At 48.7% G+C, this 18,819-nt stretch carries 2 protein-coding genes, 6 tRNA genes, 8 rRNA genes and 1 pseudogene; 16 read left to right on the top strand and 1 reads right to left on the bottom strand.

What is annotated here, in order from left to right; translation table 11 throughout:
- Nucleotides 1-245: 245 nt before the first annotated feature.
- From ACHFJ9_RS22165 to ACHFJ9_RS22090, 16 genes and pseudogenes are all read left to right on the top strand, one after another.
- A 23S ribosomal RNA gene (locus ACHFJ9_RS22165) occupies nucleotides 246-3,133 on the top strand.
- A 164-nt stretch (nucleotides 3,134-3,297) separates the two neighbouring features.
- Nucleotides 3,298-3,414: ribosomal RNA gene (rrf, locus tag ACHFJ9_RS22160) — 5S ribosomal RNA — on the top strand.
- A gap of 320 nt (nucleotides 3,415-3,734) precedes the next feature.
- Nucleotides 3,735-5,287, top strand: a 16S ribosomal RNA gene (locus ACHFJ9_RS22155).
- 91 nt (nucleotides 5,288-5,378) lie between these two features.
- Nucleotides 5,379-5,454 (top strand) — tRNA-Glu (locus tag ACHFJ9_RS22150).
- 2 nt (nucleotides 5,455-5,456) lie between these two features.
- Nucleotides 5,457-5,532, top strand: a tRNA-Lys gene (locus ACHFJ9_RS22145).
- Nucleotides 5,533-5,560: 28 nt separating this feature from the next.
- A tRNA-Val gene (locus tag ACHFJ9_RS22140) sits at nucleotides 5,561-5,636 on the top strand.
- Between the two features lie 350 nt (nucleotides 5,637-5,986).
- A 23S ribosomal RNA gene (locus ACHFJ9_RS22135) occupies nucleotides 5,987-8,876 on the top strand.
- Between the two features lie 93 nt (nucleotides 8,877-8,969).
- Nucleotides 8,970-9,086, top strand: a 5S ribosomal RNA gene (gene rrf, locus ACHFJ9_RS22130).
- 316 nt (nucleotides 9,087-9,402) lie between these two features.
- A 16S ribosomal RNA gene (locus tag ACHFJ9_RS22125) occupies nucleotides 9,403-10,955 on the top strand.
- Nucleotides 10,956-11,021: 66 nt separating this feature from the next.
- Nucleotides 11,022-11,098, top strand: a tRNA-Ile gene (locus ACHFJ9_RS22120).
- Between the two features lie 42 nt (nucleotides 11,099-11,140).
- A tRNA-Ala gene (locus ACHFJ9_RS22115) sits at nucleotides 11,141-11,216 on the top strand.
- 265 nt (nucleotides 11,217-11,481) lie between these two features.
- A 23S ribosomal RNA gene (locus ACHFJ9_RS22110) occupies nucleotides 11,482-14,369 on the top strand.
- Between the two features lie 164 nt (nucleotides 14,370-14,533).
- Nucleotides 14,534-14,650 (top strand): 5S ribosomal RNA (rrf, locus tag ACHFJ9_RS22105).
- Together the 16S, 23S and 5S rRNA genes with 6 tRNA genes alongside form the textbook arrangement of a ribosomal RNA operon.
- A 46-nt stretch (nucleotides 14,651-14,696) precedes the next feature.
- A tRNA-Asp gene (locus ACHFJ9_RS22100) sits at nucleotides 14,697-14,773 on the top strand.
- Nucleotides 14,774-15,704: 931 nt separating this feature from the next.
- Nucleotides 15,705-17,275: pseudogene (locus ACHFJ9_RS22095) on the top strand (ABC-F family ATP-binding cassette domain-containing protein).
- Nucleotides 17,272-18,429 (top strand): MFS transporter, encoded by a 1,158-nt coding sequence (locus ACHFJ9_RS22090; protein ID WP_395356315.1) that lies wholly within the window; start codon nucleotides 17,272-17,274, stop codon nucleotides 18,427-18,429. The pseudogene ACHFJ9_RS22095 and the gene ACHFJ9_RS22090 overlap by 4 nt, the downstream one beginning before the upstream one ends.
- 74 nt (nucleotides 18,430-18,503) lie before the next feature.
- Here ACHFJ9_RS22090 and fis read toward each other — a convergent pair whose 3' ends face one another.
- Entirely contained in the window at nucleotides 18,504-18,800 is a 297-nt protein-coding gene (gene fis / locus ACHFJ9_RS22085; RefSeq protein WP_000462885.1) for a DNA-binding transcriptional regulator Fis, read from the bottom strand.
- Nucleotides 18,801-18,819 lie beyond the last annotated feature (19 nt).

The raw sequence follows: 18,819 nt of genomic DNA, 5'->3' as shown, positions 1-18,819 counted from the left end.
TTGATGGTTTTGAAGCGAAAGCTTCGAGCTATTATTGCTCTTTAACAATTTGGAAAGCTGACAAAACAACAATTTATTGTTGTTTGTAAAGTTCTCAAAGTATTCATTTATGAATACAACTAAAAACACATTCAAGTGTTCTTGGAATTTGAGTCCGGCAAAATCGATATGTCTCTCGCTCATTCAAATAATGAGAGACAACTTTGGTGATTTGATTATCAACTCGAAACTCCTTCGGGTTGTATGGTTAAGTGACTAAGCGTACACGGTGGATGCCTTGGCAGTCAGAGGCGATGAAGGACGTATTAACTTGCGATAAGCCCAGATTAGGTAGTAAAAACCACTTGAGTCTGGGATTTCCGAATGGGGAAACCCACTTACATAAGTAAGTATCGTTATGTGAATACATAGCATAACGAGGCGAACCGGGGGAACTGAAACATCTAAGTACCCCGAGGAAAAGAAATCAACCGAGATTCCGAAAGTAGCGGCGAGCGAAATTGGACTAGCCCTTAAGCTTTATAGGCGTCAGGTGAACAAGCTGGAAAGCTTGGCGATACAGGGTGATAGCCCCGTAACTGACGACGCATATTCAGTGAAATCGAGTAGGGCGGGACACGTGATATCCTGTCTGAATATGGGGGGACCATCCTCCAAGGCTAAATACTACTGACTGACCGATAGTGAACCAGTACCGTGAGGGAAAGGCGAAAAGAACCCCTGTGAGGGGAGTGAAATAGAACCTGAAACCGTGTACGTACAAGCAGTAGGAGCAGGCTTTGTCCTGTGACTGCGTACCTTTTGTATAATGGGTCAGCGACTTATATTCAGTGGCAAGGTTAACCATCTAGGGGAGCCGTAGGGAAACCGAGTCTTAACTGGGCGTTCAGTCTCTGGATATAGACCCGAAACCAGGTGATCTAGCCATGGGCAGGTTGAAGGTTGAGTAACATCAACTGGAGGACCGAACCGACTAATGTTGAAAAATTAGCGGATGACTTGTGGCTAGGGGTGAAAGGCCAATCAAACCTGGAGATAGCTGGTTCTCCCCGAAAGCTATTTAGGTAGCGCCTCGGACGAATACTACTGGGGGTAGAGCACTGTTAAGGCTAGGGGGTCATCCCGACTTACCAACCCTTTGCAAACTCCGAATACCAGTAAGTACTATCCGGGAGACACACGGCGGGTGCTAACGTCCGTCGTGGAGAGGGAAACAACCCAGACCGCCAGCTAAGGTCCCAAATTACTACTAAGTGGGAAACGATGTGGGAAGGCTCAGACAGCCAGGATGTTGGCTTAGAAGCAGCCATCATTTAAAGAAAGCGTAATAGCTCACTGGTCGAGTCGGCCTGCGCGGAAGATGTAACGGGGCTAAGTAGTAAACCGAAGCTGCGGCAATACTCTTTGAGTATTGGGTAGGGGAGCGTTCTGTAAGCGGTTGAAGGTGTGTGGTAACGCATGCTGGACGTATCAGAAGTGCGAATGCTGACATGAGTAACGATAAAGGGGGTGAAAAACCTCCTCGCCGGAAGACCAAGGGTTCCTGTCCAACGTTAATCGGGGCAGGGTAAGTCGACCCCTAAGGCGAGGCCGAAAGGCGTAGTCGATGGGAAACGGGTTAATATTCCCGTACTTCTTACAATTGCGATGGGGGGACGGAGAAGGCTAGGTGGGCCTGGCGACGGTTGTCCAGGTTCAAGTGCGTAGGCTTGAGAGTTAGGTAAATCCGGCTCTCTTTAAGGCTGAGACACGACGTCGAGCATCTACGGATGTGAAGTCATTGATGCCATGCTTCCAGGAAAAGCCTCTAAGCTTCAGATTGTAAGGAATCGTACCCCAAACCGACACAGGTGGTCGGGTAGAGAATACCAAGGCGCTTGAGAGAACTCGGGTGAAGGAACTAGGCAAAATGGTACCGTAACTTCGGGAGAAGGTACGCTCTCGACGGTGAAGTCCCTCGCGGATGGAGCTATTGAGAGTCGCAGATACCAGGTGGCTGCAACTGTTTATTAAAAACACAGCACTGTGCAAAATCGCAAGATGACGTATACGGTGTGACGCCTGCCCGGTGCCGGAAGGTTAATTGATGGGGTTAGACTTCGGTCGAAGCTCTTGATCGAAGCCCCGGTAAACGGCGGCCGTAACTATAACGGTCCTAAGGTAGCGAAATTCCTTGTCGGGTAAGTTCCGACCTGCACGAATGGCGTAATGATGGCCACGCTGTCTCCCCGAGACTCAGTGAAATTGAAATCGCTGTGAAGATGCAGTGTACCCGCGGCTAGACGGAAAGACCCCGTGAACCTTTACTACAGCTTGGCACTGAACATTGACCCTACATGTGTAGGATAGGTGGGAGGCTTTGAAGCGCAGTCGCTAGATTGCGTGGAGCCGTCCTTGAAATACCACCCTTGTAGTGTTGATGTTCTAACGTCGACCCCTCATCGGGGTTGCGGACAGTGCCTGGTGGGTAGTTTGACTGGGGCGGTCTCCTCCCAAAGCGTAACGGAGGAGCACGAAGGTGGGCTAATCACGGTTGGACATCGTGAGGTTAGTGCAATGGCATAAGCCCGCTTGACTGCGAGAATGACAATTCGAGCAGGTGCGAAAGCAGGTCATAGTGATCCGGTGGTTCTGAATGGAAGGGCCATCGCTCAACGGATAAAAGGTACTCCGGGGATAACAGGCTGATACCGCCCAAGAGTTCATATCGACGGCGGTGTTTGGCACCTCGATGTCGGCTCATCACATCCTGGGGCTGAAGTCGGTCCCAAGGGTATGGCTGTTCGCCATTTAAAGTGGTACGCGAGCTGGGTTTAGAACGTCGTGAGACAGTTCGGTCCCTATCTGCCGTGGGCGTTGGAGAATTGAAAGGGGCTGCTCCTAGTACGAGAGGACCGGAGTGGACGAACCTCTGGTGTTCGGGTTGTGTCGCCAGACGCATTGCCCGGTAGCTAAGTTCGGGATCGATAACCGCTGAAAGCATCTAAGCGGGAAGCGAGCCTTGAGATGAGTTCTCCCTGATACTTTAAGTATCCTAAAGGGTTGTCGTAGACTACGACGTTGATAGGCAGGGTGTGTAAGCGTTGTGAGGCGTTGAGCTAACCTGTACTAATTGCCCGTGAGGCTTAACCATACAACACCCAAGGGGTTTTGATGGACTCAATGAAAGAACATTGAATGTGTAAGAACGAGAATTAAGAAACAGCTTTCCGGATTATTCGATTTGCAAGCAAATCTCACCCTAAAGGGCCGCACTAAAGTGCGTTTGAATTTGCGAGCAAATTGATAAAGAATTTGCTTGGCGACCATAGCGTTTTGGACCCACCTGACTTCCATGCCGAACTCAGAAGTGAAACGAAATAGCGCCGATGGTAGTGTGGGGCTTCCCCATGTGAGAGTAGGACATCGCCAGGCTTTAAATATTGGACACTTGCTTAAGATTTAAGCAAGTCACCATAAAGTTCTAATCTTTTTAGAGTTTTATGTTGACTTTCAAAGTGGAAAGCGTATTATACGCACCTCGCTTACGTGCTAAGGCACTGAAAGCCAAGCTCTTTAACAATATAGACCTATCAATCTGTGTGGGCACTCGTTGATGATAATCCAATTAGAAGCCTCGGCTTCAAATTAGGTTTCAATGAAACGAAGTGACCATTGAATCTTCGGATTCAGCACAGTCAATTCAAACATTACTTTATGTAATGTTCAGTATTCATTGAGCCGAACAAAATCTTAAATTGAAGAGTTTGATCATGGCTCAGATTGAACGCTGGCGGCAGGCCTAACACATGCAAGTCGAGCGGAAACGAGTTATCTGAACCTTCGGGGGACGATAACGGCGTCGAGCGGCGGACGGGTGAGTAATGCCTAGGAAATTGCCCTGATGTGGGGGATAACCATTGGAAACGATGGCTAATACCGCATGATGCCTACGGGCCAAAGAGGGGGACCTTCGGGCCTCTCGCGTCAGGATATGCCTAGGTGGGATTAGCTAGTTGGTGAGGTAAGGGCTCACCAAGGCGACGATCCCTAGCTGGTCTGAGAGGATGATCAGCCACACTGGAACTGAGACACGGTCCAGACTCCTACGGGAGGCAGCAGTGGGGAATATTGCACAATGGGCGCAAGCCTGATGCAGCCATGCCGCGTGTGTGAAGAAGGCCTTCGGGTTGTAAAGCACTTTCAGTCGTGAGGAAGGCGGCGTCGTTAATAGCGGCGTTGTTTGACGTTAGCGACAGAAGAAGCACCGGCTAACTCCGTGCCAGCAGCCGCGGTAATACGGAGGGTGCGAGCGTTAATCGGAATTACTGGGCGTAAAGCGCATGCAGGTGGTTTGTTAAGTCAGATGTGAAAGCCCGGGGCTCAACCTCGGAATAGCATTTGAAACTGGCAGACTAGAGTACTGTAGAGGGGGGTAGAATTTCAGGTGTAGCGGTGAAATGCGTAGAGATCTGAAGGAATACCGGTGGCGAAGGCGGCCCCCTGGACAGATACTGACACTCAGATGCGAAAGCGTGGGGAGCAAACAGGATTAGATACCCTGGTAGTCCACGCCGTAAACGATGTCTACTTGGAGGTTGTGGCCTTGAGCCGTGGCTTTCGGAGCTAACGCGTTAAGTAGACCGCCTGGGGAGTACGGTCGCAAGATTAAAACTCAAATGAATTGACGGGGGCCCGCACAAGCGGTGGAGCATGTGGTTTAATTCGATGCAACGCGAAGAACCTTACCTACTCTTGACATCCAGAGAACTTTCCAGAGATGGATTGGTGCCTTCGGGAACTCTGAGACAGGTGCTGCATGGCTGTCGTCAGCTCGTGTTGTGAAATGTTGGGTTAAGTCCCGCAACGAGCGCAACCCTTATCCTTGTTTGCCAGCGAGTAATGTCGGGAACTCCAGGGAGACTGCCGGTGATAAACCGGAGGAAGGTGGGGACGACGTCAAGTCATCATGGCCCTTACGAGTAGGGCTACACACGTGCTACAATGGCGCATACAGAGGGCGGCCAACTTGCGAAAGTGAGCGAATCCCAAAAAGTGCGTCGTAGTCCGGATTGGAGTCTGCAACTCGACTCCATGAAGTCGGAATCGCTAGTAATCGTGGATCAGAATGCCACGGTGAATACGTTCCCGGGCCTTGTACACACCGCCCGTCACACCATGGGAGTGGGCTGCAAAAGAAGTAGGTAGTTTAACCTTCGGGGGGACGCTTACCACTTTGTGGTTCATGACTGGGGTGAAGTCGTAACAAGGTAGCGCTAGGGGAACCTGGCGCTGGATCACCTCCTTAAACGATGATTATTGCGATGAGTGTTCACACAGATTGATATGGTTTATGAAGTTTAAGAGATAGAACATCCCCCCAAGATGTTCAACTTAGTGTCCCGTTCGTCTAGAGGCCTAGGACACCGCCCTTTCACGGCGGTAACAGGGGTTCGACTCCCCTACGGGATACCATTGGGTCGTTAGCTCAGTTGGTAGAGCAGTTGACTTTTAATCAATTGGTCGCAGGTTCGAATCCTGCACGACCCACCATTTCCTTCCACGGAAATCAAAATAATGTGGGCGATTAGCTCAGTTGGGAGAGCACCTGCCTTACAAGCAGGGGGTCACTGGTTCGAGCCCGGTATCGCCCACCATTCTCTAAGTATTTTTGGAATAAACATCCAAACCAGAGCAAGCAATTGATACTGGTTGGCATGTTCGACTCTGAAAGTCTTTAGAAAATGTACTTCCTTAGGAAGAAACATAGCTCTTTAACAATTTGGAAAGCTGACAAAACAAACTTTGTTTTTAACAAAGCTTTGTTTGTAAAGTTCTCAAAGTATTCATTTATTGAATACAACTAAAAACACATTCAAGTGTTCTTGGGTTTTGCGAAAGCAAAACATATTTGAGTCCGGCAAAATCGAATGTCTCTCGCTCATTCAAATAATGAGAGACAACTTTGGTGATTTGAACATCAACTCGAAACTCCTTCGGGTTGTATGGTTAAGTGACTAAGCGTACACGGTGGATGCCTTGGCAGTCAGAGGCGATGAAGGACGTATTAACTTGCGATAAGCCCAGATTAGGTAGTAAAAACCACTTGAGTCTGGGATTTCCGAATGGGGAAACCCACTTACATAAGTAAGTATCGTTATGTGAATACATAGCATAACGAGGCGAACCGGGGGAACTGAAACATCTAAGTACCCCGAGGAAAAGAAATCAACCGAGATTCCGAAAGTAGCGGCGAGCGAAATTGGACTAGCCCTTAAGCTTTATAGGCGTCAGGTGAACAAGCTGGAAAGCTTGGCGATACAGGGTGATAGCCCCGTAACTGACGACGCATATTCAGTGAAATCGAGTAGGGCGGGACACGTGATATCCTGTCTGAATATGGGGGGACCATCCTCCAAGGCTAAATACTACTGACTGACCGATAGTGAACCAGTACCGTGAGGGAAAGGCGAAAAGAACCCCTGTGAGGGGAGTGAAATAGAACCTGAAACCGTGTACGTACAAGCAGTAGGAGCAGGCTTTGTCCTGTGACTGCGTACCTTTTGTATAATGGGTCAGCGACTTATATTCAGTGGCAAGGTTAACCATCTAGGGGAGCCGTAGGGAAACCGAGTCTTAACTGGGCGTTCAGTCTCTGGATATAGACCCGAAACCAGGTGATCTAGCCATGGGCAGGTTGAAGGTTGAGTAACATCAACTGGAGGACCGAACCGACTAATGTTGAAAAATTAGCGGATGACTTGTGGCTAGGGGTGAAAGGCCAATCAAACCTGGAGATAGCTGGTTCTCCCCGAAAGCTATTTAGGTAGCGCCTCGGACGAATACTACTGGGGGTAGAGCACTGTTAAGGCTAGGGGGTCATCCCGACTTACCAACCCTTTGCAAACTCCGAATACCAGTAAGTACTATCCGGGAGACACACGGCGGGTGCTAACGTCCGTCGTGGAGAGGGAAACAACCCAGACCGCCAGCTAAGGTCCCAAATTACTACTAAGTGGGAAACGATGTGGGAAGGCTCAGACAGCCAGGATGTTGGCTTAGAAGCAGCCATCATTTAAAGAAAGCGTAATAGCTCACTGGTCGAGTCGGCCTGCGCGGAAGATGTAACGGGGCTAAGTAGTAAACCGAAGCTGCGGCAATACTCTTTGAGTATTGGGTAGGGGAGCGTTCTGTAAGCGGTTGAAGGTGTGTGGTAACGCATGCTGGACGTATCAGAAGTGCGAATGCTGACATGAGTAACGATAAAGGGGGTGAAAAACCTCCTCGCCGGAAGACCAAGGGTTCCTGTCCAACGTTAATCGGGGCAGGGTAAGTCGACCCCTAAGGCGAGGCCGAAAGGCGTAGTCGATGGGAAACGGGTTAATATTCCCGTACTTCTTACAATTGCGATGGGGGGACGGAGAAGGCTAGGTGGGCCTGGCGACGGTTGTCCAGGTTCAAGTGCGTAGGCTTGAGAGTTAGGTAAATCCGGCTCTCTTTAAGGCTGAGACACGACGTCGAGCATCTACGGATGTGAAGTCATTGATGCCATGCTTCCAGGAAAAGCCTCTAAGCTTCAGATTGTAAGGAATCGTACCCCAAACCGACACAGGTGGTCGGGTAGAGAATACCAAGGCGCTTGAGAGAACTCGGGTGAAGGAACTAGGCAAAATGGTACCGTAACTTCGGGAGAAGGTACGCTCTCGACGGTGAAGTCCCTCGCGGATGGAGCTATTGAGAGTCGCAGATACCAGGTGGCTGCAACTGTTTATTAAAAACACAGCACTGTGCAAAATCGCAAGATGACGTATACGGTGTGACGCCTGCCCGGTGCCGGAAGGTTAATTGATGGGGTTAGACTTCGGTCGAAGCTCTTGATCGAAGCCCCGGTAAACGGCGGCCGTAACTATAACGGTCCTAAGGTAGCGAAATTCCTTGTCGGGTAAGTTCCGACCTGCACGAATGGCGTAATGATGGCCACGCTGTCTCCACCCGAGACTCAGTGAAATTGAAATCGCTGTGAAGATGCAGTGTACCCGCGGCTAGACGGAAAGACCCCGTGAACCTTTACTACAGCTTGGCACTGAACATTGACCCTACATGTGTAGGATAGGTGGGAGGCTTTGAAGCGCAGTCGCTAGATTGCGTGGAGCCGTCCTTGAAATACCACCCTTGTAGTGTTGATGTTCTAACGTCGACCCCTTATCGGGGTTGCGGACAGTGCCTGGTGGGTAGTTTGACTGGGGCGGTCTCCTCCCAAAGCGTAACGGAGGAGCACGAAGGTGGGCTAATCACGGTTGGACATCGTGAGGTTAGTGCAATGGCATAAGCCCGCTTGACTGCGAGAATGACAATTCGAGCAGGTGCGAAAGCAGGTCATAGTGATCCGGTGGTTCTGAATGGAAGGGCCATCGCTCAACGGATAAAAGGTACTCCGGGGATAACAGGCTGATACCGCCCAAGAGTTCATATCGACGGCGGTGTTTGGCACCTCGATGTCGGCTCATCACATCCTGGGGCTGAAGTCGGTCCCAAGGGTATGGCTGTTCGCCATTTAAAGTGGTACGCGAGCTGGGTTTAGAACGTCGTGAGACAGTTCGGTCCCTATCTGCCGTGGGCGTTGGAGAATTGAAAGGGGCTGCTCCTAGTACGAGAGGACCGGAGTGGACGAACCTCTGGTGTTCGGGTTGTGTCGCCAGACGCATTGCCCGGTAGCTAAGTTCGGGATCGATAACCGCTGAAAGCATCTAAGCGGGAAGCGAGCCTTGAGATGAGTTCTCCCTGATACTTTAAGTATCCTAAAGGGTTGTCGTAGACTACGACGTTGATAGGCAGGGTGTGTAAGCGTTGTGAGGCGTTGAGCTAACCTGTACTAATTGCCCGTGAGGCTTAACCATACAACACCCAAGGGGTTTTGATGGACTCAATGAAAGAACATTGAATGTGTAAGAACGAGAATTAAGAAACAGCTTTCCGAATTAAAGAATTTGCTTGGCGACCATAGCGTTTTGGACCCACCTGACTTCCATGCCGAACTCAGAAGTGAAACGAAATAGCGCCGATGGTAGTGTGGGGCTTCCCCATGTGAGAGTAGGACATCGCCAGGCTTTATTTTGCACTTGCTTAAGATTTAAGCAAGTCACCATAAAGTTCTAATCTTTTTAGAGTTTTATGTTGACTTTCAAAGTGGAAAGCGTATTATACGCACCTCGCTTAAGTGCTAAAGTACTGAAAGCCAAGCTCTTTAACAATATAGACCTATCAATCTGTGTGGGCACTCGTTGATGATAATCCAATTCGATACTTCGGTATCAAATTAGGTTTCAATGATACGAAGTGACCATTGAATCTTCGGATTCAGCACAGTCAATTCAAACATTACTTTATGTAATGTTCAGTATTCATTGAGCCGAACAAAACTTTAAATTGAAGAGTTTGATCATGGCTCAGATTGAACGCTGGCGGCAGGCCTAACACATGCAAGTCGAGCGGAAACGAGTTATCTGAACCTTCGGGGAACGATAACGGCGTCGAGCGGCGGACGGGTGAGTAATGCCTAGGAAATTGCCCTGATGTGGGGGATAACCATTGGAAACGATGGCTAATACCGCATGATGCCTACGGGCCAAAGAGGGGGACCTTCGGGCCTCTCGCGTCAGGATATGCCTAGGTGGGATTAGCTAGTTGGTGAGGTAAGGGCTCACCAAGGCGACGATCCCTAGCTGGTCTGAGAGGATGATCAGCCACACTGGAACTGAGACACGGTCCAGACTCCTACGGGAGGCAGCAGTGGGGAATATTGCACAATGGGCGCAAGCCTGATGCAGCCATGCCGCGTGTATGAAGAAGGCCTTCGGGTTGTAAAGTACTTTCAGTCGTGAGGAAGGCGGCGTCGTTAATAGCGGCGTTGTTTGACGTTAGCGACAGAAGAAGCACCGGCTAACTCCGTGCCAGCAGCCGCGGTAATACGGAGGGTGCGAGCGTTAATCGGAATTACTGGGCGTAAAGCGCATGCAGGTGGTTTGTTAAGTCAGATGTGAAAGCCCGGGGCTCAACCTCGGAATAGCATTTGAAACTGGCAGACTAGAGTACTGTAGAGGGGGGTAGAATTTCAGGTGTAGCGGTGAAATGCGTAGAGATCTGAAGGAATACCGGTGGCGAAGGCGGCCCCCTGGACAGATACTGACACTCAGATGCGAAAGCGTGGGGAGCAAACAGGATTAGATACCCTGGTAGTCCACGCCGTAAACGATGTCTACTTGGAGGTTGTGGCCTTGAGCCGTGGCTTTCGGAGCTAACGCGTTAAGTAGACCGCCTGGGGAGTACGGTCGCAAGATTAAAACTCAAATGAATTGACGGGGGCCCGCACAAGCGGTGGAGCATGTGGTTTAATTCGATGCAACGCGAAGAACCTTACCTACTCTTGACATCCAGAGAACTTTCCAGAGATGGATTGGTGCCTTCGGGAACTCTGAGACAGGTGCTGCATGGCTGTCGTCAGCTCGTGTTGTGAAATGTTGGGTTAAGTCCCGCAACGAGCGCAACCCTTATCCTTGTTTGCCAGCGAGTAATGTCGGGAACTCCAGGGAGACTGCCGGTGATAAACCGGAGGAAGGTGGGGACGACGTCAAGTCATCATGGCCCTTACGAGTAGGGCTACACACGTGCTACAATGGCGCATACAGAGGGCGGCCAACTTGCGAAAGTGAGCGAATCCCAAAAAGTGCGTCGTAGTCCGGATTGGAGTCTGCAACTCGACTCCATGAAGTCGGAATCGCTAGTAATCGTGGATCAGAATGCCACGGTGAATACGTTCCCGGGCCTTGTACACACCGCCCGTCACACCATGGGAGTGGGCTGCAAAAGAAGTAGGTAGTTTAACCTTCGGGGGGACGCTTACCACTTTGTGGTTCATGACTGGGGTGAAGTCGTAACAAGGTAGCGCTAGGGGAACCTGGCGCTGGATCACCTCCTTATACGATGATTATTGCGATGAGTGTCCACACAGATTGATACGGTTTATAAAGTAAAGAGACGATACTGGGTCTGTAGCTCAGGTGGTTAGAGCGTTCGCCTGATAAGCGAGAGGTCGGTGGTTCGAGTCCACTCAGACCCACCAATTTCCTTACTAAGGGATTGGCTACAGTATCGACACCTTGATGGGGCTATAGCTCAGCTGGGAGAGCGCCTGCCTTGCACGCAGGAGGTCTGCGGTTCGATCCCGCATAGCTCCACCATCTTTAAGCGCATTCAATGAGTGCTTTTAAAAATGGTTACTTCATTAGAAGTGATTAGCTCTTTAACAATTTGGAAAGCTGACAAAACAACAATTTATTGTTGTTTGTAAAGTTCTCAAAGTATTCATTTATGAATACAACTGAAAACACATTCAAGTGTTCTTGGAATTTGAGTCCGGCAAAATCGAATGTCTCTCGCTCATTCAAATAATGAGAGACAACTTTGGTGATTTGATTATCAACTCGAAACTCCTTCGGGTTGTATGGTTAAGTGACTAAGCGTACACGGTGGATGCCTTGGCAGTCAGAGGCGATGAAGGACGTATTAACTTGCGATAAGCCCAGATTAGGTAGTAAAAACCACTTGAGTCTGGGATTTCCGAATGGGGAAACCCACTTGCATAAGCAAGTATCGTTATGTGAATACATAGCATAACGAGGCGAACCGGGGGAACTGAAACATCTAAGTACCCCGAGGAAAAGAAATCAACCGAGATTCCGAAAGTAGCGGAGCGAAATTGGACTAGCCCTTAAGCTTTATAGGCGTCAGGTGAACAAGCTGGAAAGCTTGGCGATACAGGGTGATAGCCCCGTAACTGACGACGCATATTCAGTGAAATCGAGTAGGGCGGGACACGTGATATCCTGTCTGAATATGGGGGGACCATCCTCCAAGGCTAAATACTACTGACTGACCGATAGTGAACCAGTACCGTGAGGGAAAGGCGAAAAGAACCCCTGTGAGGGGAGTGAAATAGAACCTGAAACCGTGTACGTACAAGCAGTAGGAGCAGGCTTTGTCCTGTGACTGCGTACCTTTTGTATAATGGGTCAGCGACTTATATTCAGTGGCAAGGTTAACCATCTAGGGGAGCCGTAGGGAAACCGAGTCTTAACTGGGCGTTCAGTCTCTGGATATAGACCCGAAACCAGGTGATCTAGCCATGGGCAGGTTGAAGGTTGAGTAACATCAACTGGAGGACCGAACCGACTAATGTTGAAAAATTAGCGGATGACTTGTGGCTAGGGGTGAAAGGCCAATCAAACCTGGAGATAGCTGGTTCTCCCCGAAAGCTATTTAGGTAGCGCCTCGGACGAATACTACTGGGGGTAGAGCACTGTTAAGGCTAGGGGGTCATCCCGACTTACCAACCCTTTGCAAACTCCGAATACCAGTAAGTACTATCCGGGAGACACACGGCGGGTGCTAACGTCCGTCGTGGAGAGGGAAACAACCCAGACCGCCAGCTAAGGTCCCAAATTACTACTAAGTGGGAAACGATGTGGGAAGGCTCAGACAGCCAGGATGTTGGCTTAGAAGCAGCCATCATTTAAAGAAAGCGTAATAGCTCACTGGTCGAGTCGGCCTGCGCGGAAGATGTAACGGGGCTAAGTAGTAAACCGAAGCTGCGGCAATACTCTTTGAGTATTGGGTAGGGGAGCGTTCTGTAAGCGGTTGAAGGTGTGTGGTAACGCATGCTGGACGTATCAGAAGTGCGAATGCTGACATGAGTAACGATAAAGGGGGTGAAAAACCTCCTCGCCGGAAGACCAAGGGTTCCTGTCCAACGTTAATCGGGGCAGGGTAAGTCGACCCCTAAGGCGAGGCCGAAAGGCGTAGTCGATGGGAAACGGGTTAATATTCCCGTACTTCTTACAATTGCGATGGGGGGACGGAGAAGGCTAGGTGGGCCTGGCGACGGTTGTCCAGGTTCAAGTGCGTAGGCTTGAGAGTTAGGTAAATCCGGCTCTCTTTAAGGCTGAGACACGACGTCGAGCATCTACGGATGTGAAGTCATTGATGCCATGCTTCCAGGAAAAGCCTCTAAGCTTCAGATTGTAAGGAATCGTACCCCAAACCGACACAGGTGGTCGGGTAGAGAATACCAAGGCGCTTGAGAGAACTCGGGTGAAGGAACTAGGCAAAATGGTACCGTAACTTCGGGAGAAGGTACGCTCTCGACGGTGAAGTCCCTCGCGGATGGAGCTATTGAGAGTCGCAGATACCAGGTGGCTGCAACTGTTTATTAAAAACACAGCACTGTGCAAAATCGCAAGATGACGTATACGGTGTGACGCCTGCCCGGTGCCGGAAGGTTAATTGATGGGGTTAGACTTCGGTCGAAGCTCTTGATCGAAGCCCCGGTAAACGGCGGCCGTAACTATAACGGTCCTAAGGTAGCGAAATTCCTTGTCGGGTAAGTTCCGACCTGCACGAATGGCGTAATGATGGCCACGCTGTCTCCACCCGAGACTCAGTGAAATTGAAATCGCTGTGAAGATGCAGTGTACCCGCGGCTAGACGGAAAGACCCCGTGAACCTTTACTACAGCTTGGCACTGAACATTGACCCTACATGTGTAGGATAGGTGGGAGGCTTTGAAGCGCAGTCGCTAGATTGCGTGGAGCCGTCCTTGAAATACCACCCTTGTAGTGTTGATGTTCTAACGTCGACCCCTTATCGGGGTTGCGGACAGTGCCTGGTGGGTAGTTTGACTGGGGCGGTCTCCTCCCAAAGCGTAACGGAGGAGCACGAAGGTGGGCTAATCACGGTTGGACATCGTGAGGTTAGTGCAATGGCATAAGCCCGCTTGACTGCGAGAATGACAATTCGAGCAGGTGCGAAAGCAGGTCATAGTGATCCGGTGGTTCTGAATGGAAGGGCCATCGCTCAACGGATAAAAGGTACTCCGGGGATAACAGGCTGATACCGCCCAAGAGTTCATATCGACGGCGGTGTTTGGCACCTCGATGTCGGCTCATCACATCCTGGGGCTGAAGTCGGTCCCAAGGGTATGGCTGTTCGCCATTTAAAGTGGTACGCGAGCTGGGTTTAGAACGTCGTGAGACAGTTCGGTCCCTATCTGCCGTGGGCGTTGGAGAATTGAAAGGGGCTGCTCCTAGTACGAGAGGACCGGAGTGGACGAACCTCTGGTGTTCGGGTTGTGTCGCCAGACGCATTGCCCGGTAGCTAAGTTCGGGATCGATAACCGCTGAAAGCATCTAAGCGGGAAGCGAGCCTTGAGATGAGTTCTCCCTGATACTTTAAGTATCCTAAAGGGTTGTCGTAGACTACGACGTTGATAGGCAGGGTGTGTAAGCGTTGTGAGGCGTTGAGCTAACCTGTACTAATTGCCCGTGAGGCTTAACCATACAACACCCAAGGGGTTTTGATGGACTCAATGAAAGAACGTTGAATGTGTAGTAACGAGAATTAAAAAACAGCTTTCCGGATTATTCGATTTGCAAGCAAATCTCACCCTAAAGGGCCGCACTAAAGTGCGTTTGAATTTGCGAGCAAATTGATAAAGAATTTGCTTGGCGACCATAGCGTTTTGGACCCACCTGACTTCCATGCCGAACTCAGAAGTGAAACGAAATAGCGCCGATGGTAGTGTGGGGCTTCCCCATGTGAGAGTAGGACATCGCCAGGCTTTAAATTTTGGACACTTGCTGATTACAAGCGAGTGATACCACTGCGGAGTGGTAGTTCAGTTGGTTAGAATACCGGCCTGTCACGCCGGGGGTCGCGGGTTCGAGTCCCGTCCACTCCGCCACTTATATTAAGCCCCAGTCGAAAGACTGGGGCTTTTTTCGTTTTGGTTACCCGACTTACCTTAACCTCATTTCCATATTGAAACCTTGCATCGAGAGGCAGACTCCTCTCTCGCTATGCTTTCTAAGCCCTGTCATGAACGAGTTGATGCGCAGTTCTGTGTGGTTTCTGCAGTTTCGAGCGCTAGTTTTGAGCCCCTGTGCTTAACTTACCAAAGCTTCCTTTATTATTACCTAGAAAGTTAATTCACTAGGTTATGTTATTTTCGGGGGAGATTTCTCTGCTTTAGATGTTTTGATTTAGCCACAGGCGCTCATTAAAATAAACTCAGCGCATTTAAAACTTTCCGAACATGGATTTTGTTTGTAGATCTATTTAAGCCAGTGCCTGCCTTAAAGGATATTTGCTACTTCTTCCCCTCTAATCGTCTCCAACCGATGAAGCCACCACTACGTACGTATAACGTGAGCGGTATAGGTGCTCTCATAGCTGTGTTTGCTAAGTAAGTCGTTCACCTGGCACATTGACTGAGGAAAGGTCTTCTTTCAGTGGACCTTCGTGTAAGTCACGATAGTTTTAATAATTATCTGGCACTTTTTATTCTAAAGGTGTACGCTTCACATCGAATGTTTTTTCGACAGTAAACCATGTTATATCTCTTGTTTAAAAGCTTTGTAAGAAGGCTGAACTCCGTGCAAAAAACGCGATGAAGTGTTGCTCGGAGTCTTAAATTAATCTTCATCAGGTGTTTTATGCGTGAGTAACTTCGCTGAAGTTATACGCAGGCGTTTGTACACCTGATAAAAGAGAAGAGATGGCCGGTGATATTTCATCATCGGCCTTTTTGTATCTGTTAAGCAGCTACAAAGCATTATCCAGTATTGAAATAAGGGCCGGTATTGATCACCGGCCCTTTTTATTTGGTTAAAAACATGAGTATTTTACAAGTTAAAAATTTGTCTTATCAGATCGCTGATAAGAGTTTATATAACAACGCGACATTTCGAATTAACGTGGGAGAGAAAATAGGTATCACTGGAGCGAATGGCGTTGGAAAAAGCACCTTATTAAAACTGCTTGTCGGTGAATTATCTGCAGATAAGGGCTGCATTGACTGGTTACCAAACCTTGAGGTGGGGTATTTAGAGCAACATTTTAAGATGGATAATGCGCTGACGGTTTATGAATGCTTAAAGAGTGCTTTTGAGAACTTATACGCTGCCGAGCAGAAGCTTTGGACTTTGTATCAGGCGATGACCGAGTCTCACTCTACATCTCTTTTAAGCCAAGTCGCACGACTACAGGCATATTTAGAAGATGAAGACTTCTATGCAATTGATACCAAAATTGAACAAGTTGCTGTAGGTCTTGGCATTTATCAATTTGGCTTAGATACACCGCTTGTCTCGCTAAGTGGTGGTCAAAGACACAAGGTCCTTTTAGGGAGGTTGTTACTCCGCAACCCCGATGTGTTAATTCTCGATGAGCCGACAAACTATCTTGATGCTCTGCACATTGAATGGTTGGTCACGTTTCTCAACGAGTACACTGGCACTGTTTTACTGGTTTCTCATGATATTGACTTCCTTAATCAAGTAGCGACCAGTATTTGTGATATTGATTATCAAACGGTCCGAAAATACAGCGGCACTTATGTCAAAGCAATGCAGCAAAAGAATCACGACGGTGCTTTGTTAGAAAAGCAATATAAGGCTCAGCAAAATGAAATTCGAAAGTTAGAGCAATTTATTGCCAAAAATGGCGCTGGAGTTAACGCGAGTCTTGCTAAGGGACGCAAGAAAAACTGAATAAAATCGAACGTATTCAACTGAATCATATAGAGAAAGTATCGATGTTTGACTTTGCTCACCAGCCTATTGGGCAACAGTATGTGATTGACGCAAAAGCGTTGAAGATAGGTTATCAGCAGCCTCTGCTTCCTGCGCTTGATATCACGTTAGCGCGCGGGGAGAAGTTGGTCGTTTCTGGTTTTAACGGCGTAGGTAAGTCGACTTTGCTTAAAACCCTTATGGGGGAGATCGAGCCGATCTCTGGTGAGGTGGTATTGGCAAAAGGTGCAATGATTGGGTATTTTTCTCAAGATTTGTCTTGGCGTCACCCTCAGCACACGCCTGAGCAGGAGCTATGCTCTTGTGATCCAACGATATCAAGCAAAGAATCACGCAAGATATTAGCTCGCTTTGGGGTCACCGGAGATAAGACGCAGCGCCACCTAGATACATTAAGTGGAGGTGAGCAAACTCGCGTGAAACTTTGTTGTTTATCAGTCCAGAAATGCAATGTTTTGCTGTTGGACGAGCCAACGACACATTTGGATAGCAGCAGTAAAAATGCGCTTAAAGAGGCTCTCCAGCGCTTTTCTGGTAGTGTGATTGTGGTATCTCATGAGAAGGCGTTTTTACAATCTTGGCCTGATAGAGTTTTAGATATTTCGTTGCTCACTTATGCTGAATCGGAAACAGAACAGGAGGTGGAGCTATGATGCAGTCCATGATCCTATTTCTTGTTGCTTTTCTTGTTGGTGCTGATGAGTTGATGCTTGGATCTATTCTTGAACCTATCGGAAATGATTTAAGTGTTCAACCGAGTCAGGTTACGTTATTTATTACGGCATATAGTTTAGCTATAGCAATTTGTGCTCCTTACCTGGGACGTTTATCAGACCGGGTTGGGCGTATTCGTATCATGTTGCCTGCTTGCTTCGTATTTGGGGTTGCGTCTATTACGACGGGCATAGTTCATGATTTTGAACTTGCGATTGCAAGTCGAGTGATCACTGGTATTGCAAGTGCAGGCATGTTGCCAATTGCATTCGCGTTGGCGGGAGACGCGAAGGGTAATAGAGCGATGCGTCAAATTGTGATGGTTCAGGCGGGATTAACGCTGGGTATGATAACCAGCCCGGCGATCGGAGCATTGCTGACCCAGCTTTTATCATGGCGTGCCGCTTTTATTATTTTGGGCGTTGCGGCTCTTCTTGTCGGTGCCATGAGCGTAGTGTTCATGAACAACAAGCATGATGAGTCCAAGGCATTAGATACTCTGCCGCCTATCACAGACGTCATTCATCTTCCAGGCGCTTTGAGGGCGATTTTAGCGATGTGTTTAGGCCTAGGGGGAGGTATTGGTGTATTTAACCTGATAGGCCTTCATATTCGAGATACCAGCGAGTTGGCGCTCGGTTGGGTGGGCGCTATTTATGCTGCTCTAGGGATCGTGAGTGTGGTTGGAAATATGTGCGTGGGGAGAGCTTGCCGTTGGCTTGGTAGCTCTCGAGCCGTTATGCGAGTGGCTTTAATGGTGTGCATACCTTGTAGTGCATGGGTGTTCTCAAATGAGATGAGTACGGTGACCGCTTATCTTCCAGCTCTAGTGCTCTGGTCTCTTGCTGGAGGGGTAGGCTCTCCGGCGTTACAAGCACATATAGTAAGCTTATCTGATGAACATCGAGGTGTGCTGATGTCTTCTGGAATGAGTATGATGCACTTTGGTGTCGCGATTTGGTCTGCCTTGGCGGGCTTTGCTTATTCTGTAGGTCATGAATGGGTCGCTGTCGTGGCTTTGTTATTGTTTGGCTCAGCGGTAGTTATATTAAAGCCAGTTGGTAATGCTGAACAAAGTGAGCGTTATTCGTAGTATTTTTGTAGATAAAGAAAAGCCGTTACCTAAAAAGGTAACGGCTTGTTCCAAATACTTTTTGAAAGCCGGTCTTAGTTCATGCCGTATTTCTTAAGTTTTTTGCGAAGAGTACCGCGGTTGATACCCATCATAGTTGCCGCGCGAGTTTGGTTACCGCGAGTGTACTGCATGATAGTATCTAATAGTGGCTGTTCAACTTCAGCTAGAACTAATTCGTATAGTTCTGTTACTTCCTGGCCGTTTAGTTGAGCAAGGTAGTTTTTAAGAGACGCTTTAACAGAGTCACGTAAAGGCTTCTGAGTAATCTGGTCTTGTGACGTTACTGTAGTTACTGTTAATGCTTCTGAAGTCAGATTTTGTTCGAACATATTCGGTCTAGCTCTTCTC

The sequence above is a fragment of the Vibrio sp. D3 genome (genome assembly GCF_043995865.1).
In the GTDB taxonomy this organism is placed as follows: Bacteria; Pseudomonadota; Gammaproteobacteria; order Enterobacterales; family Vibrionaceae; genus Vibrio; species Vibrio diabolicus.
Note: the sequence above shows the minus strand (reverse complement) of the source record. Positions and strands in the feature narration are given on the sequence as shown.

Excerpts from the sequence above, each read along its gene's own strand:
- fis (WP_000462885.1), bottom strand. The coding sequence starts at position 18,800 with ATGTTCGAACAAAATCTGACTTCAGAAGCATTAACAGTAACTACAGTA.
- ACHFJ9_RS22090 (WP_395356315.1), top strand. The coding sequence starts at position 17,272 with ATGATGCAGTCCATGATCCTATTTCTTGTTGCTTTTCTTGTTGGTGCT.